This is a genomic window from Ensifer adhaerens, from assembly GCF_000697965.2.
Lineage (GTDB): Bacteria > Pseudomonadota > Alphaproteobacteria > Rhizobiales > Rhizobiaceae > Ensifer > Ensifer adhaerens.
In genome coordinates this window covers 660,642-683,973 of the sequence record NZ_CP015880.1, presented here as the reverse complement: position 1 = coordinate 683,973, position 23,332 = coordinate 660,642, and the positions used below count along the sequence as shown (strand labels likewise).

Below are 23,332 nucleotides of genomic sequence, written 5' to 3'. Positions count from 1 at the left end.
TTCTTAATCTCCGGTTGTTATGTCTATATGAGACGGAGTGAACGCTGGGCGAACATGCCATGACGGCAGTTTCGCCGCGCAATATCGCGTGCTCCATCCCATCATCGACATCACTCCCCTGCCAAGGCGAGCTCGCTTACCGATGCCTTTGCGGCCATGCCCGCGGCCATCGGCCGAGGATGATTTGCCTTGCGGGCAACCGCGGAGCGTTATTCATGACAATCAAAGCACGCCTGCTCGTCTGTCTGTCCCTGCTCGCCGTCGCCATGCTGGTCATGATCGTTACGGCCTTCAGTGCGCTGACTTCCATCTCCAAACGCACTGAATCGATTGTCGCCGACCGGTTGCTGCCGGTCGACCACTTGAAGACGGTGTCCGACATGTATGCGGTCGAAATCGTCGACACGAGCCATAAGGTCCGCAGCGGCGCCCTAGACTGGGCGGCCGGCGCAAAAGCGATCGACACGGCGCTTGCGACCATCGATACGCGCTGGCGCACCTACGAAGCCACACGACTCACGCCGGAGGAAAAGACGCTGACCGAGATTTTCGACAGGGCGCGCATCGCAAGTGATGCGTCGATCCGCGATCTCGTGCAGATCATGCAGCGTCAGGACAAGGCCGAACTCGAACGCTTTGTCGATACCAAGCTCTACTCATCAGTCGATCCCCTCGCCGCGCCAATCAGCGACTTGATCAAGCTGCAGCTTTCCGAGGCTAACGGCGAACTCGAAGCGGCGAATGCCGAGAAGGACAACCTGACACTCTGGCAAAGTGTGATTGCCGGCTTCGCCCTGCTCATGCTTGGCGCGACCGTCTGGTTCGTCATTGCCGGCCTGCTGCGCCCGCTGACGAGCCTGCGCGAAGCCATGCGCCAGCTTGCCGCCGGCAATCTCAAGGCACTGATCTTCGGCGAAGGTCGCCGCGACGAAATCGGCCAGATGGCCGGCGCTGTCGCCGTCTTCCGAGACAATGCGCTGGAACGCGAGCGGCTGGAGCAAGAGGCCGAAGCCGGTCGTTCGCTGTCTGAACGCGAGCGTGAACAGCGCGAGGCACAGAAGGCGAAAGAGGCGGCCGAGGTCCAGGCGGCAGTCAGCGCGCTCGGCTTTGGTCTCGATCGCCTTGCCGAAGGTGATCTGACCTTCCGCATCGACACGCCGCTTGCCGAACGGCTCGACGCGCTGCGAACCAACTTCAACAGCTCGGTCACCAACCTCGAAGAGGCACTGCGCTCGGTCGGGGAGAATGCCCGCAGCATCAATGCCGGCGCCAGCGAAATCCGCTCCGCCGCCGGCGACCTCTCCAAGCGCACGGAACAACAGGCCGCCTCGGTCGAGGAAACCGCAGCCGCGCTCGACCAGATCGCCACCACCGTCGCCGATGCCAGCCGGCGCGCGGAAGAGGCGGGCACGCTCGTCACCCGCACCCGAGGTGCTGCGGAGAAATCCGGCGAAATCGTCGGCAATGCCGTCACCGCCATGAGCGGCATCGAAGCCTCGTCGCGGGAGATCTCCAGCATCATCGGCGTGATCGACGACATCGCCTTCCAGACGAACCTCTTGGCGCTCAACGCCGGCGTCGAGGCGGCTCGCGCCGGTGAGGCGGGCAAGGGTTTTGCCGTCGTCGCCCAGGAAGTGCGCGAGCTTGCCCAGCGCTCGGCTCAGGCTGCCAAGGAGATCAAGGTGCTGATCGCCACATCCGGCCAGCAGGTCAAATCCGGCGTCACCCTGGTGCGAGAGACCGGCGCGGCACTCGAAAGCATCATCGTCGAGGTCAAGGAGATCAGCAACCACGTGACGGCGATCGTCGAAAGCGCCCGCGAACAGGCAGCCGGCATCCAGCAGATCAATACGGCGGTGAATGCCATCGACCAGGGCACGCAGCAGAATGCGGCGATGGTGGAGCAATCGACCGCCGCCAGCCACAGCCTTGCCCGCGAGGCCGGCGCGCTCAACGACCTCCTGATGCGCTTCAGGACCGGCAACGGCTCTTCGGCAGGACCACGCCTCGTGGCAAGTGGTGCCACGGAAAGTGCAGCCCCCTCGCCCGCACGTGCGTTGACCCGCAAGCTCGCCGGCGCCTATCGCGGCGGCGCGCGACCACAGGAGGACGGCTGGGCGGAGTTCTGACGATCAGGCTTCGGCCGCAAAACAAGGAGACGCGAGCCGCAGGGTTCGCGTCTCTAGCTTTTGCCACATACAGTATTAAATCTAGTAAATTAATAGTCTATATTCGGTTTTTCGCTGCTTTTCGATCTGAGAGGCAGATTTGCTCCAAACAAACAGCATTAGAAACCGCTATTTCTGTCCATTGTCCTGTTCGGCTGCGATATTCCGCCCAAGTTGGAACAGGACGCAGCCATGACCACGTCATCCCTCGAAACCACCGCCAAGGCACTGAACGAGAGGCTCGAAAGCCTGGATCTCGCCGGGCGGCTGGCGCTCGTTGCAAGCCTTGAAGGGCGGGCAGTCTTCACGACCTCGCTCGGCATCGAGGATCAGGTGATTACCGCCGCGATCGGCAAGAACAAGCTTGCCGTCGATGTCGTCACGCTTCAGACCGGTCGTCTCTTCGATGAGACCGCGGCGCTGATCGACAAGACGGAAGAAGCCTACGACATCCTGATCAAGCGCTACCATCCGGAAAAGGCCGACATCGATGCCTATGCGGCGCGCTACGGTCTCAACGGTTTCTATGAAAGCGTCGAAGCGCGACATGCCTGTTGCGACGTGCGCAAGCTGAAGCCGCTTGCGCGCGCACTCGAAGGAGCAAGCTTCTGGGTTACCGGGCTGCGCCGCGGCCAGTCGGGCAACCGTGCCTCCACGCCCTTTGCCGAGGCAGATGCCGAACGCGGCCTGATCAAGATCAATCCGCTGGCCGACTGGGACATCGAGACCATCAACAGCTACGTCGCCACGCACGCCGTTCCGGTCAACCCGCTGCACGCCCGCGGCTATCCGTCGATCGGCTGTGAGCCCTGCACCCGCGCCATCAAGCCCGGCGAGCCCGAGCGCGCCGGCCGCTGGTGGTGGGAGAACGACGAGAAGCGCGAATGTGGTCTGCATGTTCCCGAGGCCGCCGCAAGCTCCATCATCCCCAATTCGAGCAGCGCCGCCTGAGGCTGGCGCGCTCGTCCGAAGACAAATCCTCCCGGAGACTGAAATGCCCCACATCCATCCGGAAACGGAACTGCATAATCCGCAGAGTGCCAAGCCGCCGCTCGATCCGCATCTGAAGGCGCTGGAAAACGAAGCGATCCACATCTTCCGCGAAGTGGCCGCCGAGTTCGAGCGCCCGGTCATGCTTTATTCGATCGGCAAGGATTCCTCGGTTCTCTTGCATCTGGCACGCAAGGCCTTCTATCCCGGCCGCGTTCCCTTCCCGCTGCTGCACGTCAACACCGGCTGGAAATTCGCCGAGATGATCGCGTTCCGCAACGAGATCGTCGAGCGCTACGACCTTGACCTGATCGAGCACGTCAATCCGCGCGGTGCCGCCGAGAACGTCACGCCGTTCACCCACGGTTCGGCGCTCTATACGGACATCATGAAGACCGAGGCGCTGCGCCAGGCGCTCGACGCCGGCCAGTTCGATGCTGCCTTCGGCGGCGCGCGTCGCGACGAAGAGGCGAGCCGCGCCAAGGAGCGCATCTACTCCTTCCGCACGCCCGACCACCGCTGGGACCCGCGCAACCAGCGTCCGGAACTCTGGAACGTCTACAACGGCATGATCCGCAAGGGCGAGAGCGTGCGCGCCTTCCCGCTGTCCAACTGGACCGAGGTCGATATCTGGCGCTACATCCAGGCCGAAGACATTCCGATCGTGCCGCTCTACTTTTCTGAAAAGCGCCCGATCGTCGAACGCGACGGCATGATGATCCTCGCCGAAGACCCGCGCCTCGAACTTTTGCCTGGCGAGACCAAGCGCGAAGAAGTCATCCGCTTCCGCACGCTCGGCTGCTTCCCGCTGACCGGCGCCATCCGTTCGACCGCGACGACGCTCGACGACATCATCTCCGAACTCGAAACCGCGACCGTTTCCGAACGCCAGGGCCGCGCCATCGACCGTGACCAATCCGGCTCGATGGAAAAGAAGAAGCGCGAAGGATATTTCTGATGACCGCACCCGCAACCGCGAATGCCGTCGAGCACGTTGCAGCTGGCGAAGTTCTCGCTTTCCCGGCGCAGGAGCCGGCGCGCGCCACCCGTGACAGCCGTCCCCTTCGGCTCATCACCTGCGGCTCGGTCGACGACGGCAAGTCGACACTGATCGGCCGCTTGCTCTGGGACACCAAGGCGGTCAAGGAAGACCAGGCAGCGACGCTTCAGCGCGATTCCAAAGGCAAGCAGAACGATCTTGGCCTTCCCGATTTCGCGCTGCTGCTCGACGGGCTGCAGGCCGAGCGCGAACAGGGCATCACCATTGATGTCGCCTATCGCTACTTCTCGACCGACAAGCGCTCGTTCATCGTCGCCGACACGCCCGGTCATGAGCAATATACCCGCAACATGGCGACCGGCGCCTCGACCGCCGACCTCGCCGTGCTGCTCGTCGACGCCCGCGTCGGACTGCTCGAACAGACCCGCCGGCATGCGACGATCGCGACACTGATGGGCATCAAGCAGTTCGTGCTGGCGGTCAACAAGATCGATCTCACCGACTACGACCGCGCCCGTTTCGAAGAGATCAGCCACGAGTTCCGCGAGCTGGCGCTGTCGCTTGGCGTGCGCCAGGTCATCGCCATCCCGGTCTCGGCGCTAAAGGGCGAGAACGTCGTCTACGACGGCCGCGCCTCGATGCCCTGGTATGACGGCCCGACGCTGATCGAGGTACTGGAGCTGGCAACCACCCGTTCGGCCCAGACCGTTGGTTTCCGCCTGCCGGTGCAGCGCGTCTCGCGGCCCGGCGAAAGCTTCCGCGGCTATCAGGGCACGGTTGCCGGCGGCTCGGTGAAGCCCGGCGACAGTGTTGTCATCCTGCCCTCGGGCATGGTTGCCAACGTCACCAAGATCGTCACCTTCGATCTCGTGCGCAACGCAGCGGTCGCCGGCGACGCGATCACGCTCGTGCTCGACCGCCAAGTGGACGTCTCGCGCGGCGACATGATCGTCGCGATCGACAGCCAGCCGCTGACCGGTCTTTCCTTCGACGCCCAGCTCGTCGCGCTGCAGGCCGAAGGCATCCAGCCCGGCAAGCGCTACTGGCTGAAGAGTGGCAGCCGACGCCAGCGCGTCCAGGTGCAGCCGGCAAGCCAGCTTGACCTCCAGACCGGTAAGTGGAACCAGGCCGATCAGCTGCCGATGAACGCCATCGGCAAGGTGCATCTTGCCTTCGACGAGCAGGCGATCTTCGACACTTACGAGCAGAACCGCACCACCGGCGCGTTCATCCTGATCGATCCGGACACCAACAACACGGTGGCGGGCGGCATGATCACCGCCAAGCGCTCGGCGCTCGGCGGCATCCACACGGAAGACGCCCGCGTCATCCTCTCGCTGCCGGCCGACCTTGCCGACCAGCTGATGGCGACCGAACTTTTCGCCGGTCGCCGCGAGGAAGCCGAAGTTCGCCGCGTCTCCGCCGGCAGGGCCGTGGAGATCATCGACGACATCGACGGGTGAGCGACATCGCACGCAGCAAAAAGGGGCCGGAGCGGCCCCTTTTTATTTTGCATGGACGGCTGAGAACCAGTGGTGATCGCCGTGGACGCATTTCGACAGCTTGCCGGAGGCGCAACTCCGCAGGCATCCATCAAAGCTGCTGCTCGATCGCAGGAAGAGTGATCGTCAGCGGCGCAGGATCGGCGTGCTGCCAAAGCTGGTAGCCGACGACGCTGCCAAGAATAGCGGACCAAATGGCGATCTCGCGAAAGTTAAAAATTGGTTCCTTCAACATCTGAGCCTCTCGGGCAAAAACAAGTGTTGATGGAAATATCGCCCCGATTGTTCACGCTGATAAGACACCAATCTGCGAACACGTCGTTTCCATGTGAACAATAAACGGCCTGCGTCGGCGCCGCGATCGCCGAGGTCAAGGTTCCGTTGCGGCGTTATCAAGCCGGAGAGGCGCTGTTTCAAAATGAAACAACGCTGGTAATCGCTTCACCATGACGCAAGCCTCGCGCGATCACGACTATCAATCCAACGCCGCATTCGTAACTTGGCGCGTCGATCATGAGGATCGATAGGGCTGTTTCACCGTTTCCGAACGCCGTGGGACAGTCCGCCTGACTATGGACTAATGAAAGCGGACGCGACGTTCGCCTTCACCCCCTCGCCCGGAACATTTGCATCGACGGTCGCGCACCCTGCGGTGGACAGAACCGCTCTCCTCGGCGTATCTGGGCGGCCTTGGCGCAAGAATGCCGAATCAGGGAGACGACAGGGTGAGCACCGACAAGCAACCGGAAACCACCGTAAAGGTCGAGAAACGCATCAACGGCAAATGGTGCTTCGTCATCAAGTTCCGCGGCGTCACCTACCCCGCCCAAGGCAACTTCACGTCGATGCTGGAGGCACAGGCCGCCGCGCAATCCGTGCTGAACGGCCTGGAAAAGCGGGGCTGACCGAGCGCATGGCGGGCGGCGGTGCTATGCGGCCCGCACCGCACCGCCCCTACACAAGTCAAGCGCAGCTACCGAGCAAACGCCGAGAGCCACTGCCACTTCTTTCTGATCGATAGCAGCAGCGTGCGAATGCGCCGGTCGCGATTTGTGATTAGTCGCGCCGAACGCCAGGGCGTTTGTTTCCGGTACTCCAGAAACGTCGCCTTCTCCGGGTGCTCGCATTCTTTCGTGTTCGGCTTGGCGTGAGTGAAGTGCACGATGGAAGCTTGAGAATAGTCTTCCCACCCCTTCTGCGCATTCCAGTGGCCGGGGAGATGAACGAAATTCCCTTCGGTCGTAAGGTTCAGTACGTCCTGATCCAAGAAATCGAACGAACGCGCCTGAAGCAGCCTGGCAATGCGAGCCGTGTAGTCCTGCGCGTTCCAGGCATCGATATCGACCAGCAGGACTCCCGCGTTGAAGTAGGGTGTGTTCGCCTCTCGGCCGAGCGACGGATTGAAACGCGTCGGGTCATCATAGGGAACGGCTGCAACGGCCCTGCCTTCAAACGACAGATCGGCCAGTGGTGCCAGGCTCTTTTTGATCAGCGTGTCAGCGTCCAGGTAGAGCAGACGGTCGTGCCGGTCGGCTAGCAATTCCGGCAGATACAGTCGAGCGTAGGTAGCGCGGCTCCAGTAGCTCGTCGTCTTCAGGCCTGAGATTTTTGAGAGAATGTCGCCTTCGACATCGATGAAGCACAGCTTCCGTTTGGCACAGGCTTGCAGCATCTCCTTGTCGGACGCCCGCAGCCCGTCACCTAGGATAAAGACCTGCGCATCTGGAATGCCACCGTTCTTTTCGAGCGAGTAAAGCATGACACCCGCGAGTTCCGCGAAGCGCCTGTCGATCGAGCATGCAACAATCATTTAAAGTCAATTTCAGCAATGCAACGCGCAGCCACAGGGCCGCATGCAGTGTCCAGGCCAAAAGCAAGATCTCGCTCGACCGCACATACCGGTAGACGCTTTGATTGCTTTCATTTGAAATGGCGTGACCCTCGCCAAGCGAGGGCCACGCTCATGGTGTCGCGCAATATGCGACGGAAGTATCAATGAAATTAATAGGTCATCTCTTACCCGAAAACACGCGGATGCACTGGTGTGCTTCTCTTCATGGCGAATGACTTCGCACACCATGCTTCCGCGTCAAGTGGGCAGAGCAGATAATAGTTGTTTGTCCGCAGAATCTCGCGCAGATCGTGTAAAAGACCTGCGCGCGGCACCTATTCGGTCGCGGACCGGATGATGTTGCAAAGGCCTTCCTGCACCACCTGCTTGGTGGCCACCTGCCCCACCTGAATATCAAACATCGCATCAACCCGCGTGCCTGAACCGCGCTTGCGGGCGACGACTCGCAATGTCTGCAGCCGCCCGGAGCCTGCCGTATCCTGGTAAGCTTCGATGGTTCCGAGTGCCTTGTTGATCTCGATCCCGGAAAAGCCTTCCGCCGCGACGCCCCGCGCCATCCGCTGCAGAGCGGTCTCGGGCTTCAGCTTCGGGAACTCCTGCCAGGTCTTATAGAAAACAGGCGTCACCAGCGGAACGCCGCTCGCCTTGAAATTCTTCTCGCAGCTCTGCGCCGCCGCCACCGAATGGCCGGCCACCAGCAGAACCGTCGCAATGGATAGATGCTTGATCGACATTCCCGTTCCCCGTCGTCCGTGATTGAATGGCGGGAACCTAGAGGCTTCGCCCGCATGCCGACAGAGCAACCCCGTTGCGAATACACCTCTATTCGACCAACGGCTTTTAAGCGGCGACGAACGGCATTTGCGCAGACATTAAGGCACCGGAGTGCAGCGTCGCGAATAGCCATCTCAAACAACCCCAAACCGGTTGCGTCACAAAAGTGTGCAGCACTGGTTGTGAATCCACCAGCGAGGCTCTAAAGCTGCCTCAAAGGCTCCCTGTAACAGGATTGCGCTCATGAAGCTGGTGACCGGTAACTCCAACCGCGCCCTTGCCGAAGCCATTGCCAGATATCTCAATCTTCCCCTCACGGACTGTACGGTCGGGCGCTTCGCCGACCAGGAAGTCAACGTTCAACTTCACGAGAACGTGCGCGGCGAGGATGTCTATATCCTCCAGTCGACCAGTGCTCCTGCCGACGGCAACCTCATGGAACTGTTGATCCTGACCGATGCGCTGCGCCGTTCGTCTGCGCGCCGGATCACCGCCGTCATCCCCTATTTCGGCTATGCCCGTCAGGACCGCCGCGCCACCGGCCGCACACCGATTTCGGCGAAGCTGGTCGCCAACATGATCGCCGGCGCGGGTGTTAATCGCGTTATGACGCTCGATCTGCATACAGACCAGATTCAGGGCTTTTTCGATATCCCGACCGACAACCTTTATTCGGCGCCGGTGACGACCCGCGACATCAAAGAGCGCTACGACGTCGGGAATCTCATGATCGTTTCGCCTGACGTCGGCGGCGTGGCGCGGGCTCGCGGCATCGCCAAGCGCATTGGCACCGATCTTGCGATCGTCGACAAGAGGCGCCCCCGCGCCGGCGTGTCGGAGGTCATGAACATCATTGGTGACGTCTTCGGGAAGACCTGCCTCTTGATCGACGACATCATCGATAGCGGCGGGACCTTGATCAATGCGGCTGACGCCTTGCTGGAAGCGGGCGCCAGAGAGGTCTCGGCATACATCACCCACGGCGTGCTTTCCGAGGGGGCTTGCGAGCGTATTGGCGCCAGCAACCTCAGGGAACTGGTGCTGACCGATTCCATTCAAGACACCGAAGCGCAACGCCAGACCGCCAACATCCGCCGCGTCACCGTCGCGCCGCTGCTCGGAGAAGCCCTTGCCCGAACCGCGCGAGAGCAAAGCGTTTCAAGCCTTTTCGACTGAACCACGCGAACAGTGCAAAGCCGTTTCGATTGAGCCAGGCGGCGTTTGCCGGTGAGAAAAGAACGTAATCCGCCCGCTCATCCGAAAAGACCACAGCGTCACGCGGCGCAAGATACAAATGCATTATAGAAGTGATGATTGAAGCAGTCCGCAGTCGATCCGCGCTTTGGCGCATATTTCGGGAAAGATCGGCTAAGCGGTTGATTTGGCTGGTCGGAGTGGCAAGATTCGAACTTGCGACCCCCACGTCCCGAACGTGGAGTTGACGCCACTATGCAGCAGCGTCATCCGATGCGTCAACTGAATTCATTGCGTTATTTTGATTTTCCGCACGTTCCGAAACATTCCTGACCCATTTGTTTCTGTCAGTATCTGTCAGGCCGTTTGTTAGTGCCGGAGACACGAAACGGCCGCTCTGGAACTCGACGCTGTCCGGATCGCTATGATGCTCAGACCCTGCGCGGCTCTGCGTGAAGGACCTCCCTACACGGATGTGATCGATCATTCTCACCTTCGCGTAGCGCCGAACGAGCGTCTCAACGGACATGCCGAGATAGGAAGCGATGGCCGCCATCGGGAGTTCCGCACGAGATACGAGCCATGTCGCGGCCGTGTGGCGGAGAGTGTGAATGACCGCGTCGTGGTCGTCCCCAAGAACTTCCGCGAACAGGTTCTCCATTGCCGTGCGGGGGTTGCCGACGCGGCCCTCTAGCCCCTGGCAGGGGTACTTCAGGCCCATGCGCTTCCAGCGCTCAAGATGAGCGGCAAGGCGGGCGGGAACAGGGATCGTCGGGGCGAGCTTCTTGGCGTGCTCCACTTCTTTGTCACCGATGCGATGGTAGATTGCGATCCTCGTGGAGCCGCTGCCTTTGAATTCGATCCAGGGGCAATCCTTCTCGTTCTTGAACGACGTCCGCCAAACCTTGTCCTTGCGCGAGCCGGTGTAGATCGCGATTAGCAGGAATCGAGCGAGATGCATCCAGATCGGCGCGTCCTTCACGGGTTTGTTGTCGATGAATGCATGACCGCGCTTGCGACGCGCTGCCTTGATCAGATCGGCCATCTGCTTGCGCGTGAATACGGCGGTTCTCGGCTTGTAGTCTTTCGGCGTGGGAACTGTGGTGCCGTACTTCAGAAGCTTCGTCCGCACGGCGACCGCGATAGCCGAGTTGAGGTCGTCAAGGTATCGGATAGCCGCCTTGGGATTGAAGCGCTTATCAACGGGTTTTGGGCCAGTCTCTTCCTCGGGTTTCCAGCTCCGCCGCTTCTTCGCCTTCTCATAAGAGAGCTGCGCACGGGCCAGCTCGCGCTGATAGGTCCGTTCGTCGAGAAAATCGACGAAGTCTCCAACAGCATCATGATCAAGCTGGGTTACGGTCATCTGGCCGAAGAAGTCCAGAAGGACGCCGAGACGTGCCTTTAGTTCTTCGACACGAGCCGGCGGATTGTCGTAGTCGTGCAGTTCCCATTTTTGAATGCGAACCTCGATGTACCTCGCGATAACCTCGGCTACGAAGACATCCGACGCATCCTGGTGCTTGATGCGCTGTTTCTCTCCAGCGTGCTTCTGCGCGATGTACTTCGCAAGCTCGGTCTCACGGCGATTCTCGAAATTCGGTTCATCGGACTCTCCGAAGCCGAGGCTGAATTTCACGCTCTTTCCGTCATCGATGTCACGAATGAAGTACTTGTCGGTCTTCTTGTCGTGCCACCATCGTGCGCCTGCGCTCGGTCTGCCCACGGCGATCTCCCTTCTTATTTCTTGGTTTTGATGGAATCGAGCATCTGACGAGCGATGGCGTCTGCGGCCATCCCGCGCTCTCGCTCCCGATTGGACCGAGCCGTAGCCGATCGGGCAGGCTTGGTTGCGGCTGGCTTAGCCTCGGACTGAGCGCCGCCGTCGAGCCACGCCCTGAGTGCCAGGATCGTGACGGTCCATTTTCCGCGGATCATACGGCCCTCAAGATGACCGGTTCGGATTGCCCCCTCGAGCGAGCGCTTCGTGAACGTGGGCGACGCGATGCGGCCTCCGTTTCGACGAACCTCGCCGCCGAGGATGAGCAGATAGATCGCGTCGGAGAGCTTGAGCGGCGTGTCGTCGCCGAAAGGCCGGGCGACCTTGCCATCTGCCTCGACCTGGAACGCGTCCTTGGCAGCGTGAAGATGTCGCGAGACGTTTTGCATGCCCAGCTCGAACTCGACGGCCATTTCATCAATGTCCGCCAATACCCGCCGGCTGAGTTCAGCCACGTCCAGCTCTTCGTCTCTGTCGATCATCAGCAATGCCCCACGTCGTTTCTGTCAGCCGCAGAAACACCATCCTGCACCATCCTGTCAACTATTAAATGCAACTTAGACGCGGGAGAAACCTATATGTTACACACTGGGCGACTTGTGTAACATATAGGTTATAAGTTCCGTAAAATCAGTGACTTGGAATGAATCACATTTGAACGAATTAATTCAAGTTTTCGCAAGGCTCCTCACGCAGCGAGGTCTTAAATTACAACTTTTGAGGGTTTTCTGAATCGCCAAGCCAAGCCTCGATAAAGGCGTCGATTTCGGAGTCTGGAATTCCGAAAATCTCCCCGACATCGGCACGTGAAATCCTGCCGTCGGCAGCCCACTTAGCGACGTCGACAGGCTTGAACCCGATCGGCATCTGGTTATCCCGGAGGATGCGATAGAGATCGGCGTAGCTCCGTGCGCCCACGAGCTGGCGGGCGATCATGCCGGCGACCTCGAAGCGCTGCCATACGTCAACAACTGGGATGCCACTGCGGACGACGGCCGGGAGCGCATCGCACATGACCCTACGCTTCTCGTCGCCGTCACGACGCCAGCGATGCTGTCCGTATTGCTCGATGTCGAGGACTCGGCGCTCCCGTGCGCACTCCCGCACGTAGGCGAAGGCGGCCGACCGGATTTCTCCGGCACGGCGTGTGCGCTGGTCGCGGACAAGGTGGTCATCGGGCAAAGTCGAGCCTCCTGAAATCCTGACGCAGCGCGTCTTCGACGCCTTCGATCCATGAACCAGCTCGCCACCACACAAGGCGGTCATGGACTTCGTCTAGGAAGAGGCGGTGATCCCGGTCGTCCAAGCAGACGCGGATGACAATGTTGTAGACTGGGAAAAGACGAGAATGTTCAAGGCATACTCGGATGTATGTTGCCGCGGCCTCCAAGATGTCGTCACGATGCTCGCGCCAAACTCGTTCGCGCTCAGGTTCGTCGGCTTCGCAGACTTGGCAGCGCACCCGGAGGCGGTTTCCGGCAATCAGGCGGCCGCCGCAGCCGCACATCTCGCAGACCCATGCCGACTGATCGGCTGCGCCATTGGTGACATCAAAAACACGCTGCGCGATCGTTTCGGAACCGCGGATCATGATGTCGGTGAAGATCGAGAGCAGCCCCTGGCGCTCTTTGATTTGGCGGGCGTTGACCTTACCGTCGGTGACGTCGCGGATTGTCACGAGAGCGCGGCCGACAAGGTGCTGCCAGCCGTCGCCTACGCCGATTGCGACGTCGTCTGCAATGATATCGCGGGCTTCTCGCCGGACAGCGAGATCGTGCTCCAGACGCATCAGTGCAAGCTCCCTTTGACGGCCGCCTGTGCCGCCTCGACGATTTCAGCGATACGCTTCAGACCGTCGGGCGGCATCAGATGAGGCACTGCGCCGACATCGAAGACCAACCCGTCGTTGTCGCGGATTCCGGTGACAATGAAGAATGCTCGGACGTCCGTCGGGAGATCGCGAAAAGCGGCAAGCGCATCTTGGATCGCTGGCATCCAGGGTTCGGGTACCGACACTGCCGCCGTCGGGGCGATGATCGCACCGTACAATTCATTGAGTTCGTCGGCGGTCATCAGATCATTCCTCTCGTCAGTTCGGAGAATGTTTTTGGCGTGAAATCGACGTCAGGCATGTCGACACCGACATCGCGCGACCGGCCGACACCCGGAAGCTTGCCGTGGCTGTGTCCATAGAAATGGAAGCTCCCATAGCCGCTGCATGGCCATGTTCGGGCGGCGTAATGCGCCAACCAGATATCGTGACCGCCGTCACGGGTGCGCAGCGCATGTTCCGGGCGCGCCGCCCAGTCCAGAGATGCCAGCGCCGCGTGAAGGTTGCCACGCTTGTCGAGATCATGGTTGCCGATGATCAGGTACTTGCGGCCGTTGAGGCGGCCGAAAATCTCCCGGACACGGTCGGCGTTCTTGGCGAGCCCAAACGCAACATCGCCGAGGTGATAAACGATATCCTCGTCGCCGACGACGGCATTCCAGCGCGACATGATCGCCTCGTCATGCTCGTCGATCGATGCGAACTGTCGCGGCTGCATCGACACCAGGCGCTCGTGCATCAGGTGGGTGTCTGCGATGTAAAACTTCCGCGTGAAAGCCATGTCTACACCGCCTTCGGGAGCGAGGGACCCTGCTCATAAGAGCGGATCGTGTCGCGGACTTCCGGCCCCATGAGGCGACCGCGCAAGATCAACAGTTCAACGAGTTCATCAACGGCGTCGCGGTGTTGCTCAAGAATTTCACGCGCACGCGCAGCCTGCTCCTGAAGCAATGCTTCGACGTCGCGGGCAAGCGCCGGGTCCATCACACGAGCTTCCGCCAATTCGTGGGGCTCGCGATGACCGGCGGACGTCAGCGTGTCACCCATTCCAAGGCTTGACAGCATGTACGTCGCCAACGCCGAGGCCTCGTCGAGATCGGCCACGCAGACGTCGCCATGGCTGCCGTAGTGAATCAGCTCGGACGCCATGCCTGCGAGTTTGGTGCAAATGAGATCGCGATGCTTATCAGCGGTGCGATGCTCGTGTTTTTCGATCCGGAAAACAGCCGCGCCGGCTACAGAGGTCGTAACCGCGGGATCATACTCTTTCAGCAGATACACATGCAGCAGGCGGCCCCCGAGCACAGCACCGACAACAGCATGTCCGATCTCGTGCCGAGCGATCAGGCGGAGGTACTCGGCCGGACGCGGAGCGCGAGGGGGAAGCGCCGCGATAATGTGATGGTGCGCGATTTCCGTGCGTTCGCGACGTGCTAGGCGGCGGGTGTCGCGAGCTGCGCGTTCGAGGTCTGCGCCGCTCATTCCTTCTGTGCGTCGGAGGTAAGGAGAAAGGTCGAGGTCGACGCCGAGATAGTCAGCGAGGATGCGCATTCGAGCTCCGGCGTCGGGAGGTCCAATCTCGATGTGGCGATCCAGGCGACCCGGGCGACGGAGGGCCTCATCGATCACGGAATGATCGTTACATGACCCGATAACGACTACGCCCTCGCGCGATGTCGCGCCGTCGAGCAATTCGAGCAGGCCGTTGACAACACCTCGCATCCATTCGTCCGCGCGACCGTTTCCGATGCTTCCACGTTTCACGAAATTGTCGATCTCGTCGATGAGCAGGACCGACGGCGCGAGCTTGCGCGCGAGATCGAACGCCTGACGCATCGACTTCAGCAAGTCACCCTGATGACCGTCGCCGGTGGCGATCCAGGTCGAATAAGAACCGACGACAAGGCCAACACCGCATGTTTCCGCGAGAGACTTGGCAAACGTAGTCTTGCCCGTTCCCGGAGGACCCGAGAGCAGCAGACCATTATCGACGTCCGTCCACTGGATGATGCCCTCACGATAGTCTGCGAGGTCGCGGGCCAGCTCAAGACCCCAGGTCTTTGCCTCTCGGAAACCGTGCAACTCCTCAAGCGGTCGAACCGACTTCTTCTTTTTCACCGCAACCGCATCTTCGGACTTAGCGACGTCTTCCTTTTTCAGAGCCTCCGACAGGCGTCCGATCGTTTCCGACACGGGGCGGCCGGTGAGCGAGACCAAGCGGCGACGGGAAGCAGGAAGCGTGGCGAGAACGGCGGCGTCATCGTACGAGATACCGCCGCCGGTGAATTCGCGGAAAGCCAGCTGGATGAGCTTGGGATCAATGCAATCGATATCGATGACCGCATCCGCGGCCGCGATGGTGACGTGCTTGAGCAGGTCGTCGCGGTCATCGTTTTCGATCAGTACTACGACACGCTCGCGGGATACCGCCAGATCGTCGAGGATGCTTTCGGAAGCTACGACGACAGGGTCTTTGTAGCGCCAATCGACGTCCTCATCGGTTTTCGTCCACGTCAGTGCCGCATCTTTCCAGACGAGAGAAGATACGCCCGCCGGGAGGACCGCGACGAGGTAGCACGCCTTTGCGCGGCGATATGGACGGAGATGGCGGGTAAGATGAAGGTCGGCGATGCGGCGCTCGAAAGACAGGCGCTCTTTGGCTTTAGCCATGTGATGCACTCCTACGAATAGACGATAGCGTTGATCCCCCGGAGGGGTCAGGCGGCTATCTCTATTCGCAGTGAGTTCATGGCTTTCGGCTCGACTTTCGTGGTCAACTTATTTGCAACCTTGCCGCGTGCGACCCTGATTGTCAACTCGGCATTCGTGAGTGGATTGACCGCACGGTTAATGAGGTGCGATCGACAGATTCATCAGACGAACAGAAGTGCGTTGTGCTGCCTTGCGGGCTTCTTGACCGCTGTCTTCTCCGGCCGCGGCATGCGGAGGATGTCGAGACATTCGTCTTCGAGTTCTCCGAGGTTCATCTTCGAAAGACAAGTGATGAGCCTCAGGTAGAGGCGGCGGCGCACGATCTCGGCGTCCATTTCCCGAAGGCGCTTCAGGGCGCTGCCGAGGAGACAATAGAGTTCGCCACCGATGACACCCTTGAGGGCGTCGTCGCCCACCATGTCGATCCGGCAATAGCCGGTGACTGGGAATGAGCGCATGTGCTCCTGCGTCAAAATGTTGATCTGATTTGCGTAGATGCGCATGAATTTCTGTTTGATCGTTTCCATTGTCCCTCCAGTTCAATATTCGGCATCGCCGTATGCCAGGTCGGCGAAGTCTCCTGCGGTCCGCAGGTCCTCGCGTTCGTCGTCCTCGTCGTCCTCGGAATACCAGACCTCTTCCTCAATCCAGGTGCCGGCGATGTTGCCGCGCACAATTCTGGGCGTGCCGTCTGTAACCACCGGCAATTCGGAACTGTCGTCGCCGACAATCACGCACATGTTGATCCACATGCGGAAAGCCTGGCGGAGACCTTCGTCGTCGAGGACGGACGTCAGGAGAGCGCCCGCCATCGCCCCCAAGCGTTTCTCCGGATGCAGCCGAGCGTCGGCGACATTCAGACGCCAGCGATCGGAAAGCTCGTCGGCGTCGATCCCGGTCATCATCTGCGCCTGAGCGAACCACCTCGTCTCCGGGTGCTCCCGAGACGCCAGAGGAGAGTGTTGCCGGAACTCGATGCGATTGATTTGCGTCGGGCCGAGGACGGCGGGCTGATGCTCGTACAGGCTCTTCGAGGCGGTGGTCGTCTGGAAAAAGAAGGTCCCTTCTCTCGGCCCGCCTCTTCCCGATCCCCGCCTCGGCTTTACGCACGTGACTTGGAAACGATAGACATGTTCCTCGAGATCGGCGAGGACCTTGTCTATCGCCCTCATGAAGCTGCCGACATGGATGTCCTCGCCAGGTTCCGCATAACCGATGAACTGTGCCAGTTCTTCGATGGTCGGCTCCCACGGCTTGCGGACCCGGTAGTCGTAGCCGGCCATTAGCGCCAGCTTGGGGTACAGCCTGCCGGTGTATTTTGTCGTAAACCGTGGGAACGCGTTGATGTCGAGCCATGCCCACGACCGCGATTGCAGGATCGTGTCCCGGATGACGCCGGGGATCGAGTAGTCGATGACGGTCTTTGCGGTCAGGCGATTGGTAGTCATCGCGACCTGCTCGATCAGCGGCTTGATCGCCCGTTTCGACGTCTTGGGATCGACAATCCGATATTTGACCAACGTCGACATCAGGCGCTCTAGGCTCTGCCACACCCGTTCCGGTTTGGTGATGCAGAGATAGTCGACCAAGCGCCCCAGTTCGACCTTGTGCTTCGGCTTGTCGATGCCTGAGCTGTTGGTTTCCACGCGGAACTGAGCCGGTTTTTCCACCGAGAAGTGAGCCACCTCTAAGTATGGTTTTCTGATCAGAGTTTGGTCAATGGGCTGGCTTTTTCTCCTCTCTTTTGTGCCGCAGCGGCCGAGCTGGCCTTGAAGCGGAAGCTGTCGTTTCCTGTTTCCAGGATATGGCAACGGTGGGTCAGGCGGTCGAGCAAAGCGGTTGTCATCTTGGCGTCGCCGAAGACGGTGGCCCATTCGCTGAAGCTGAGGTTGGTGGTGATGATGACGCTGGTGCGCTCATAAAGCTTGCTCAGCAGGTGGAAGAGCAGCGCTCCGCCTGAAGCACTGAACGGAAGGTATCCAAGCTCATCGAGGATCAGCAGATCGAGGCGAACCAGCGTCTCTGCGATCTGGCCTGCCTTGCCCTTGGCCTTTTCCTGCTCGAGCGCGTTGACCAATTCGATGGTCGAGAAGAAGCGGACCTTGCGGCGATGATGCTCGATCGCCTGAATGCCGAGAGCTGTCGCGACATGTGTTTTTCCTGTGCCCGGCCCGCCGACGAGCACGATATTCTGCGCGCCGTCCATGAACTCGCATCGGTGCAGTTGGCGCACGGTCGCTTCGTTGATCTCGCTGGCGGCGAAGTTGAAGCCGGAGAGGTCCTTGTAGGCCGGGAAGCGGGCAGCCTTCATGTGGTAGGCGATGGAGCGAACCTCGCGCTCGGCCATCTCGGCTTTCAGCAACTGGGACAGGATGGGTACGGCCGCATCGAACGCTGGCGCTCCTTGCTCGATCAGGTCCGTGACCGCCTGGGCCATGCCATACATCTTCAGGCTACGCAGCATGATGACGACGGCGGCGCTGGCAGGATCATGACGCATGACGACCTCCCACGATCCGGACACGCAGACCGTCATAGCGTTCGACGTTGGCCTTAGGCTCGCGCAGCAAGGTCAGCGCCTGTGGCGTATCGATATCGGGACCGTCGGTCGTCTTGCCGTCGATCAGTCGATGCAGCAGGTTCAGCACATGCGTCTTGGTCGCCACGCCCGCATCCAAGGCCAGTTCCACAGCCCTGACGACGACCTGCTCATCGTGATGAAGGACAAGGGCAAGGATATCGGCCATCTCACGATCACCACCGGGGCGGCGAAGCATCTGGTCCTGCAGTTGCCGAAAGGCCAGTGGCAATTCCAGGAAGGGTGCGCCATTGCGCAGGGCACCGGGCTTGCGCTGGATGACGGCAAGGTAATGCCGCCAGTCGTAAATCGTTCGTGGTGGCTTGTCGTGACTGCGTTCTATGATCCGCGGATGTTCGCAGAGGATATTGCCCTCGGCTGCAACGACCAGTCGCTCGGGATAAATCCGCAGGCTGACGGGCCGGTTCGCAAAAGACGCAGGCACGCTGTAACGATTACGCTCGAAGGTGATCAGGCATGTCGGCGAGACGCGCTTGCTCTGCTCGACGAAGCCGTCAAAAGCGGTAGGCAATGCCATCAATGCTGCCCGCTCATCAGCCCAAACATCCGCGATCGTACCGGACAAGGTGCCATGCGGCGTCTCCCGCCACAGGTCCTGGCAATGCTGTTCCAACCAGGTATTCAACGCCAGCAAATCCGGAAAGTCCGGCATCTGCTGCCACAGCCGCGGTCGGGCATCCTGAACATTCTTCTCGACCTGGCCCTTCTCCCATCCTGCGGCGGGATTGCAAAACTCAGGCGCAAAGACGTAGTGGTTCGTCATCGCGAGGAAGCGGATATTGACCTGTCGCTCCTTGCCGCGGCCGACGCGATCGACTGCTGTCTTCATGTTATCGTAGATGCCGCGACAAGGTACGCCGCCGAACACACGGAAGCCGTGCCAATGGGCGTCAAAGAGCATCTCGTGCGTTTGCAGCAGGTAGGCTCTGACCAGAAAAGCCCGACTGTGCGACAGCTTGATGTGCGCGACCTGAAGCTTCACGCGCTCTCCGCCTATGACGGCATAGTCCTCGCTCCAATCGAACTGGAATGCCTCACCTGGGCGGAAAGACAGCGGAACGAATATGCCGCGGCCCGTCGTCTGCTGCTCACGCTGCCGATCAGCCCGCCAATCACGGGCGAAAGCGGCCACCCGGCCATAAGAACCGGCAAAGCCAAGAGCCACCAGATCGGCGTGAACCTGCTTCAACGTTCGACGCTGCTTGCGCGACTTCCCGGCCTCGGTCTTCAGCCAGCCGGCCAGTTTATCGGCAAAAGGATCGAGCTTGCTTGGTCGCTCTGGTATCGCGAACTTCGGTTCGATCGTGCCAGCGCTCAAGTACTTCGCGATCGTGTTGCGCGACAATCCGGTTCGTCGGCTGATCTCGCGAACCGACAGCTTCTCGCGCAGTGCCATCCGACGGATGATGTTTAAAAGTCCCATGTGGATCACTCCGTTGCCCCCGTCGCTCACCGCGTTGAGGGGAAGGTTCACATGGCTCAATTCTCAATGGAAATTATGCGCCTAACCGGCTCAGTTCCGCGCGGAAACCAACAGTGACGCTCAATCTGTTATGGCAGGAATATCGTGAGGCCCATCCGGATGGCTATGGCTATACGTGGTTTTGCTGCCGGTTTGCCGATCACGAAAGCCGAGCCAAGCCCACCTATCGCAGCCGTCACGTTGGTGGCGTGGCGATGGAATGCGACTATGCCGGCCATACGATCCCGATCATCGATCCCTCTACCGGCGAGATCCGCGAAGCGCAGATCTATGTGGCGGTGCTAAGCGCGTCACAACTGACGTTCTCTTATGCCAGCTTCAGCCAAAAGCTGCCGGATTGGATCGAAGCGAACCAACGGGCCTTCAGTTACTTCGGTGGCGTGACGAAGACCACGATCTGCGACAACCTCAAGTCTGCGGTGGCCAAGGCTCTTTGGTTCGAGCCGACGTTGAATGCGACATTTGCAGCCTTCGCCGATCATTACGATACGACAATATTGCCGGCACGCCCGAGGCGTCCTCGAGATAAGCCCTCCGCCGAAGGGTCGGTTTTAATCGTCGAGAGGTGGGTTCTGGCCAGACTTCGAAACGACCGTTTCTTCAGCCTTGTCGATCTCAATATCCGCATCAGCGCTTTGATCGAGGACCTCAACACCCGAACGATGCGGCGATATGGCAAATCTCGGCGCGCTTTGTTCGATGAAGTCGAGCGCTCCCAGCTCAAGCCGCTGCCTTCAACGCCGTTTGAGTATGCGGAATGGAAGGTCGCCAAGGTCCATCCCGATTACCATGTCGACGTCGACAAGACGTTCTATTCCGTGCCGCACGGTCTCATCGGAAGACGGGTCGATATCAGGTTGACGTATCGGGCAGTCGAGATCTTCTTTGACCACAAGCGTGTCGCCAGCCACATCCGAAGCTCGCAGCGCTCGGGCCACATTACCGTCAATGAACATATGCCCAAGGCTCACCAGCGCTACGCAAACACGACACCCCACACATTGCGCAAGGAAGCAGCGAAAGTCGGGACCAATACGGCGACCTTTATCGAACGTCTGTTATGCGATCGCCCACACCCCGAGCAGGGCTACCGATCCGCTCAAGGCGTTCTCTCCCTGGCGCGCCGTTACGAATCCGATCGGCTGGAGCTGGCTTGCGAGCGGGCGCTGGTCATCAACGCGCTCAGCTATTCGTCTGTCGCCAACATTCTCAGATCTGGTCTCGATCAGGCTCCGGCCATGAGCGAGGCTGTGAAGCCGGCGCCGCCGCACGGCAATATCCGCGGCAAAACCTACTACCAATGAAGAGGACATCAGATGCTGACACATCCAACACTGGATCAGATGAATGCGCTTGGTCTTGCCGGGATGGCGACCGCCTATCGCGAGCTTATCGAGCAGGCTCATGGAAACGACCTTAGCTTCGACGAACGGTTGGGGTTGATGCTCGACCGAGAGATCGCCGTGAGAACAGACCGACGGCTGACAAACAGGCTCGCTACAGCAAAGCTTCGTTTTGCCAATGCCTCGATCGAAGACATCGATTTTGGATCTCACCGCGGTCTTGATCGCCGGAACGTCCTATCTCTGGCGCAAGGTGCATGGCTGAAGGCAAACGAGAATCTGATCCTAACCGGCCAAACAGGCACCGGAAAGACGTGGATTGCTTGCGCCTTCGCACGACAGGCGGCCCGCCTCGACTACTCAGTCCTCTACGTTCGTATGCCGCGGCTGTTTGAGGATCTCGCACTTGCCAGACTCGATGGACGCTTTCCGCGCCTCGTCGACAAGCTTGCGCGCGTTCACTTGCTGGTGCTGGATGACTGGGGAACCCACACCTTGAACGATCGACAGCGCCTCGATCTGCTAGAAATCTTCGAGGAACGATATCGGCGGAAATCGACCCTGATCACGGCTCAGCTTCCCGTGGCGGCCTGGCACGAAATGATCGGAGAGGCCACTTTAGCTGATGCGATTTTGGACCGTATTGTTCACAACGCTCACCGCATAACGCTCGAAGGCGACAGCATGCGGAAACGAAAAACGCCGACGCTCTTGACCGGCGGCGAAATAACCGAAATCAATCACCCGTAACAGCAACCAGGCAACCGGAATTCGATCGCACCCGTTGTCCGCGACTTAGCGAAACGCTTGTCCGCGACTTGCTGAAATGACTGTCCCGATCTAGCGAAATCCGCAGGGTGACGGTCGAACAGGCAGATCGATTGTCACGGGCCTTGAAGAGCGGCTCTCGGCACGCAGCACGATTTCTGCAGACGCCCTAGCGTCTTCCTCGGCATCATGGTGGGTGAAACGCAATCCGAGGTGTTGCTTCAAAGAGGAGAGTCCATGACCGCCGTTGCCTTTTAGCTCGGGCCAGGCAAGACGGGCGACCAGCACGCTGTCACGCCATTCCCATGTCGGCAAGCTCAATGCATTTCTGGCACAGGCCGAGGCAATGGCAGATTGATCGAAGCCGGAGTGTTGATACACGATTTTGTCCGCCAGAGCCTTCAACAGGTGCGGGTACACCTCGCTAAAGGACGGAGCTCCTGCCACGGTCCGGGCCGTGATGCCGTGTATTTTGCTGCAAGACCAGTCGCTAGTTTTCGGGTCGACGTAGGTCATCCAGGTCTCGATCGAATTGTCCGGGCGGACACAGGCTATGCCGATCTGGCAGATACTCGACCGGTCGGCATTCGCCGTCTCCACGTCGAGCGCGAAGAAGCGGAAATCGTCAATGAGGAACGGCTTCGTCGCTTGCGGTTTAATCAAGGGAGCCGAAGGCGAAGCAATGATCCTGCTGCTGACGTAACGAAGTCGCTGGCGCTCAATGGCATCTAACTCCCTCGTGCCCCACCCGAGCCGCCGGATCGTCGCATCGACAAGATCTGTAGGCTCGCCGTAGATTTCCATCGCGCGCCCGTTCCAGGCGATCACGTTGGGGGGTGCCAGGGAAAGAACGGCCCGCTCTAGTCCTGCGATATCCAGATAGTCGGGCAAAGTTACCCACACAGCGCTGCAATGGTCGGCCACGAAGGCATTGCGAAGCTCCTTTGCGATCGACCCGTCGGCCGCCGTCAGCTTGTCATCGCGGTCACGCCACATACGACCCGTATTGTACATGCGCGAGAAATAGTGACTTGTGCTTTCCGAGCCTGTCCGGTGACGCTGATGGATGCGCTTGTAGAACGTTTCGTTGGCGGAGCTCGTCGATCCGATGTAGCGGAGAATGCCGTTGTGATCCACGAGACCGTAGAGGCCGCGCGAATCCCTTGGAGCCTCGGCAGTCGGGCGCGGCTTGGCGTCCAGAAGCTCATCCAGGATGACCTTGGCGGAGTGGTCCATCTTTTTCCCCTCACTTTTACTGTCTTGAAGCTCATTTGAGAAAGCCGCCACCAATGGGAGCAATTTCCCCAGCAGGAAGAGCTGTCTGAAACACCATTGCAGA

The 23,332-nt window shown here is 60.1% G+C and carries 23 protein-coding genes; 8 read left to right on the top strand and 15 right to left on the bottom strand.

The window, feature by feature from the left end:
• The first annotated feature begins 215 nt into the window (after positions 1-215).
• The 4 genes from FA04_RS03180 (at position 216) to cysN (ending at position 5,621) form a co-directional block, all read left to right on the top strand.
• The gene (locus FA04_RS03180; protein WP_034789192.1) at positions 216-2,129 is read left to right on the top strand and encodes a HAMP domain-containing methyl-accepting chemotaxis protein; all 1,914 of its coding nucleotides are present in this window, start codon (positions 216-218) and stop codon (positions 2,127-2,129) included.
• Positions 2,130-2,360: 231 nt separating this feature from the next.
• Positions 2,361-3,119 carry a phosphoadenylyl-sulfate reductase gene (locus FA04_RS03175; RefSeq protein ID WP_034789190.1) on the top strand — a complete coding sequence of 253 codons (759 nt, stop codon included), beginning with the start codon at positions 2,361-2,363 and terminating at the stop codon, positions 3,117-3,119.
• Between the two features lie 43 nt (positions 3,120-3,162).
• A complete protein-coding gene (gene cysD, locus FA04_RS03170) occupies positions 3,163-4,116 on the top strand; it encodes a sulfate adenylyltransferase subunit CysD (protein WP_034789188.1) in 954 nt (317 codons plus the stop codon).
• Positions 4,116-5,621, top strand: a complete 1,506-nt coding sequence (gene cysN, locus FA04_RS03165) for a sulfate adenylyltransferase subunit CysN (RefSeq protein ID WP_034789186.1) — start codon at positions 4,116-4,118, stop codon at positions 5,619-5,621. The genes cysD and cysN overlap by 1 nt, the downstream gene beginning before the upstream one ends.
• Before the next feature lie 130 nt (positions 5,622-5,751).
• On the opposite strand, the gene FA04_RS35545 is transcribed toward cysN, so the two are convergent.
• Positions 5,752-5,895, bottom strand: a complete 144-nt coding sequence (locus tag FA04_RS35545; RefSeq protein WP_090294740.1) for a hypothetical protein — start codon at positions 5,893-5,895, stop codon at positions 5,752-5,754.
• Between the two features lie 490 nt (positions 5,896-6,385).
• Between FA04_RS35545 and FA04_RS03160 the strand changes: the two genes are divergently transcribed.
• A complete protein-coding gene (locus FA04_RS03160; RefSeq protein ID WP_034789185.1) occupies positions 6,386-6,565 on the top strand; it encodes a hypothetical protein in 180 nt (59 codons plus the stop codon).
• A 68-nt stretch (positions 6,566-6,633) separates the two neighbouring features.
• Here the strand turns inward: FA04_RS03160 and FA04_RS03155 are convergent, their stop codons facing one another.
• Together FA04_RS03155 and FA04_RS03150 are read right to left on the bottom strand one after the other, a co-directional pair.
• Complete coding sequence (locus FA04_RS03155) at positions 6,634-7,470, bottom strand: glycosyltransferase family 8 protein (protein ID WP_051659149.1); 837 nt, start codon at positions 7,468-7,470, stop codon at positions 6,634-6,636.
• A 356-nt stretch (positions 7,471-7,826) separates the two neighbouring features.
• A complete protein-coding gene (locus FA04_RS03150) occupies positions 7,827-8,240 on the bottom strand; it encodes a hypothetical protein (RefSeq protein ID WP_034789415.1) in 414 nt (137 codons plus the stop codon).
• Positions 8,241-8,529: 289 nt separating this feature from the next.
• On the opposite strand from FA04_RS03150, the gene FA04_RS03145 reads away from it, so the two are divergent.
• Positions 8,530-9,462 (top strand): ribose-phosphate pyrophosphokinase, encoded by a 933-nt coding sequence (locus FA04_RS03145; RefSeq protein ID WP_034789183.1) that lies wholly within the window; start codon positions 8,530-8,532, stop codon positions 9,460-9,462.
• Positions 9,463-9,733: 271 nt separating this feature from the next.
• Here FA04_RS03145 and FA04_RS03140 read toward each other — a convergent pair whose 3' ends face one another.
• The 11 genes from FA04_RS03140 to istA (FA04_RS03090) form a co-directional block, all read right to left on the bottom strand.
• Positions 9,734-11,203, bottom strand: a complete 1,470-nt coding sequence (locus FA04_RS03140) for a site-specific integrase (protein WP_034789180.1) — start codon at positions 11,201-11,203, stop codon at positions 9,734-9,736.
• Between the two features lie 14 nt (positions 11,204-11,217).
• On the bottom strand, positions 11,218-11,739 hold the full coding sequence (locus tag FA04_RS03135) for a hypothetical protein (protein ID WP_156552948.1): 522 nt from the start codon (positions 11,737-11,739) through the stop codon (positions 11,218-11,220).
• 226 nt (positions 11,740-11,965) lie between these two features.
• A complete protein-coding gene (locus FA04_RS03130) occupies positions 11,966-12,439 on the bottom strand; it encodes a hypothetical protein (RefSeq protein WP_034789166.1) in 474 nt (157 codons plus the stop codon).
• Entirely contained in the window at positions 12,429-13,046 is a 618-nt protein-coding gene (locus FA04_RS03125) for a hypothetical protein (protein ID WP_034789164.1), read from the bottom strand. The genes FA04_RS03130 and FA04_RS03125 overlap by 11 nt, the downstream gene beginning before the upstream one ends.
• Entirely contained in the window at positions 13,046-13,330 is a 285-nt protein-coding gene (locus tag FA04_RS03120) for a hypothetical protein (protein WP_034789161.1), read from the bottom strand. The genes FA04_RS03125 and FA04_RS03120 overlap by 1 nt, the downstream gene beginning before the upstream one ends.
• Complete coding sequence (locus tag FA04_RS03115; protein WP_034789159.1) at positions 13,330-13,869, bottom strand: metallophosphoesterase; 540 nt, start codon at positions 13,867-13,869, stop codon at positions 13,330-13,332. The genes FA04_RS03120 and FA04_RS03115 overlap by 1 nt, the downstream gene beginning before the upstream one ends.
• 2 nt (positions 13,870-13,871) lie before the next feature.
• Complete coding sequence (locus FA04_RS03110; protein WP_034789156.1) at positions 13,872-15,758, bottom strand: AAA family ATPase; 1,887 nt, start codon at positions 15,756-15,758, stop codon at positions 13,872-13,874.
• A gap of 203 nt (positions 15,759-15,961) precedes the next feature.
• Positions 15,962-16,327 carry a hypothetical protein gene (locus FA04_RS03105; RefSeq protein ID WP_034789153.1) on the bottom strand — a complete coding sequence of 122 codons (366 nt, stop codon included), beginning with the start codon at positions 16,325-16,327 and terminating at the stop codon, positions 15,962-15,964.
• A gap of 12 nt (positions 16,328-16,339) precedes the next feature.
• Positions 16,340-17,470 (bottom strand): hypothetical protein, encoded by a 1,131-nt coding sequence (locus FA04_RS03100; RefSeq protein ID WP_156552946.1) that lies wholly within the window; start codon positions 17,468-17,470, stop codon positions 16,340-16,342.
• Positions 17,471-17,505: 35 nt separating this feature from the next.
• Positions 17,506-18,300 carry an IS21-like element helper ATPase IstB gene (istB, locus tag FA04_RS03095; protein WP_034804394.1) on the bottom strand — a complete coding sequence of 265 codons (795 nt, stop codon included), beginning with the start codon at positions 18,298-18,300 and terminating at the stop codon, positions 17,506-17,508.
• Entirely contained in the window at positions 18,290-19,822 is a 1,533-nt protein-coding gene (istA, locus tag FA04_RS03090) for an IS21 family transposase (protein ID WP_034804397.1), read from the bottom strand. Before istA (FA04_RS03090) ends, istB (FA04_RS03095) begins: the two co-directional genes overlap by 11 nt.
• 59 nt (positions 19,823-19,881) lie before the next feature.
• Between istA (FA04_RS03090) and istA (FA04_RS34210) the strand changes: the two genes are divergently transcribed.
• On the top strand, positions 19,882-21,186 hold the full coding sequence (istA, locus tag FA04_RS34210) for an IS21 family transposase (protein WP_257785191.1): 1,305 nt from the start codon (positions 19,882-19,884) through the stop codon (positions 21,184-21,186).
• A gap of 12 nt (positions 21,187-21,198) precedes the next feature.
• Entirely contained in the window at positions 21,199-21,975 is a 777-nt protein-coding gene (gene istB / locus FA04_RS03080) for an IS21-like element helper ATPase IstB (RefSeq protein ID WP_060644370.1), read from the top strand.
• Positions 21,976-22,065: 90 nt separating this feature from the next.
• Here istB (FA04_RS03080) and FA04_RS35825 read toward each other — a convergent pair whose 3' ends face one another.
• Complete coding sequence (locus FA04_RS35825; protein WP_156552944.1) at positions 22,066-23,229, bottom strand: 3'-5' exonuclease; 1,164 nt, start codon at positions 23,227-23,229, stop codon at positions 22,066-22,068.
• Between the last annotated feature and the right edge of the window lie 103 nt (positions 23,230-23,332).

Coding starts and splice junctions, on each gene's coding strand:
- FA04_RS03180 (WP_034789192.1), top strand. CDS start 216: ATGACAATCAAAGCACGCCTGCTCGTCTGTCTGTCCCTGCTCGCCGTC.
- FA04_RS03175 (WP_034789190.1), top strand. CDS start 2,361: ATGACCACGTCATCCCTCGAAACCACCGCCAAGGCACTGAACGAGAGG.
- cysD (WP_034789188.1), top strand. CDS start 3,163: ATGCCCCACATCCATCCGGAAACGGAACTGCATAATCCGCAGAGTGCC.
- cysN (WP_034789186.1), top strand. CDS start 4,116: ATGACCGCACCCGCAACCGCGAATGCCGTCGAGCACGTTGCAGCTGGC.
- FA04_RS35545 (WP_090294740.1), bottom strand. CDS start 5,895: ATGTTGAAGGAACCAATTTTTAACTTTCGCGAGATCGCCATTTGGTCC.
- FA04_RS03155 (WP_051659149.1), bottom strand. CDS start 7,470: ATGATTGTTGCATGCTCGATCGACAGGCGCTTCGCGGAACTCGCGGGT.
- FA04_RS03145 (WP_034789183.1), top strand. CDS start 8,530: ATGAAGCTGGTGACCGGTAACTCCAACCGCGCCCTTGCCGAAGCCATT.
- FA04_RS03135 (WP_156552948.1), bottom strand. CDS start 11,739: ATGATCGACAGAGACGAAGAGCTGGACGTGGCTGAACTCAGCCGGCGG.
- FA04_RS03125 (WP_034789164.1), bottom strand. CDS start 13,046: ATGCGTCTGGAGCACGATCTCGCTGTCCGGCGAGAAGCCCGCGATATC.
- FA04_RS03120 (WP_034789161.1), bottom strand. CDS start 13,330: ATGACCGCCGACGAACTCAATGAATTGTACGGTGCGATCATCGCCCCG.
- FA04_RS03115 (WP_034789159.1), bottom strand. CDS start 13,869: ATGGCTTTCACGCGGAAGTTTTACATCGCAGACACCCACCTGATGCAC.
- FA04_RS03110 (WP_034789156.1), bottom strand. CDS start 15,758: ATGGCTAAAGCCAAAGAGCGCCTGTCTTTCGAGCGCCGCATCGCCGAC.
- FA04_RS03105 (WP_034789153.1), bottom strand. CDS start 16,327: ATGGAAACGATCAAACAGAAATTCATGCGCATCTACGCAAATCAGATC.
- istB (WP_034804394.1), bottom strand. CDS start 18,300: ATGCGTCATGATCCTGCCAGCGCCGCCGTCGTCATCATGCTGCGTAGC.
- istA (WP_034804397.1), bottom strand. CDS start 19,822: ATGGGACTTTTAAACATCATCCGTCGGATGGCACTGCGCGAGAAGCTG.
- istB (WP_060644370.1), top strand. CDS start 21,199: ATGCTGACACATCCAACACTGGATCAGATGAATGCGCTTGGTCTTGCC.
- FA04_RS35825 (WP_156552944.1), bottom strand. CDS start 23,229: ATGGACCACTCCGCCAAGGTCATCCTGGATGAGCTTCTGGACGCCAAG.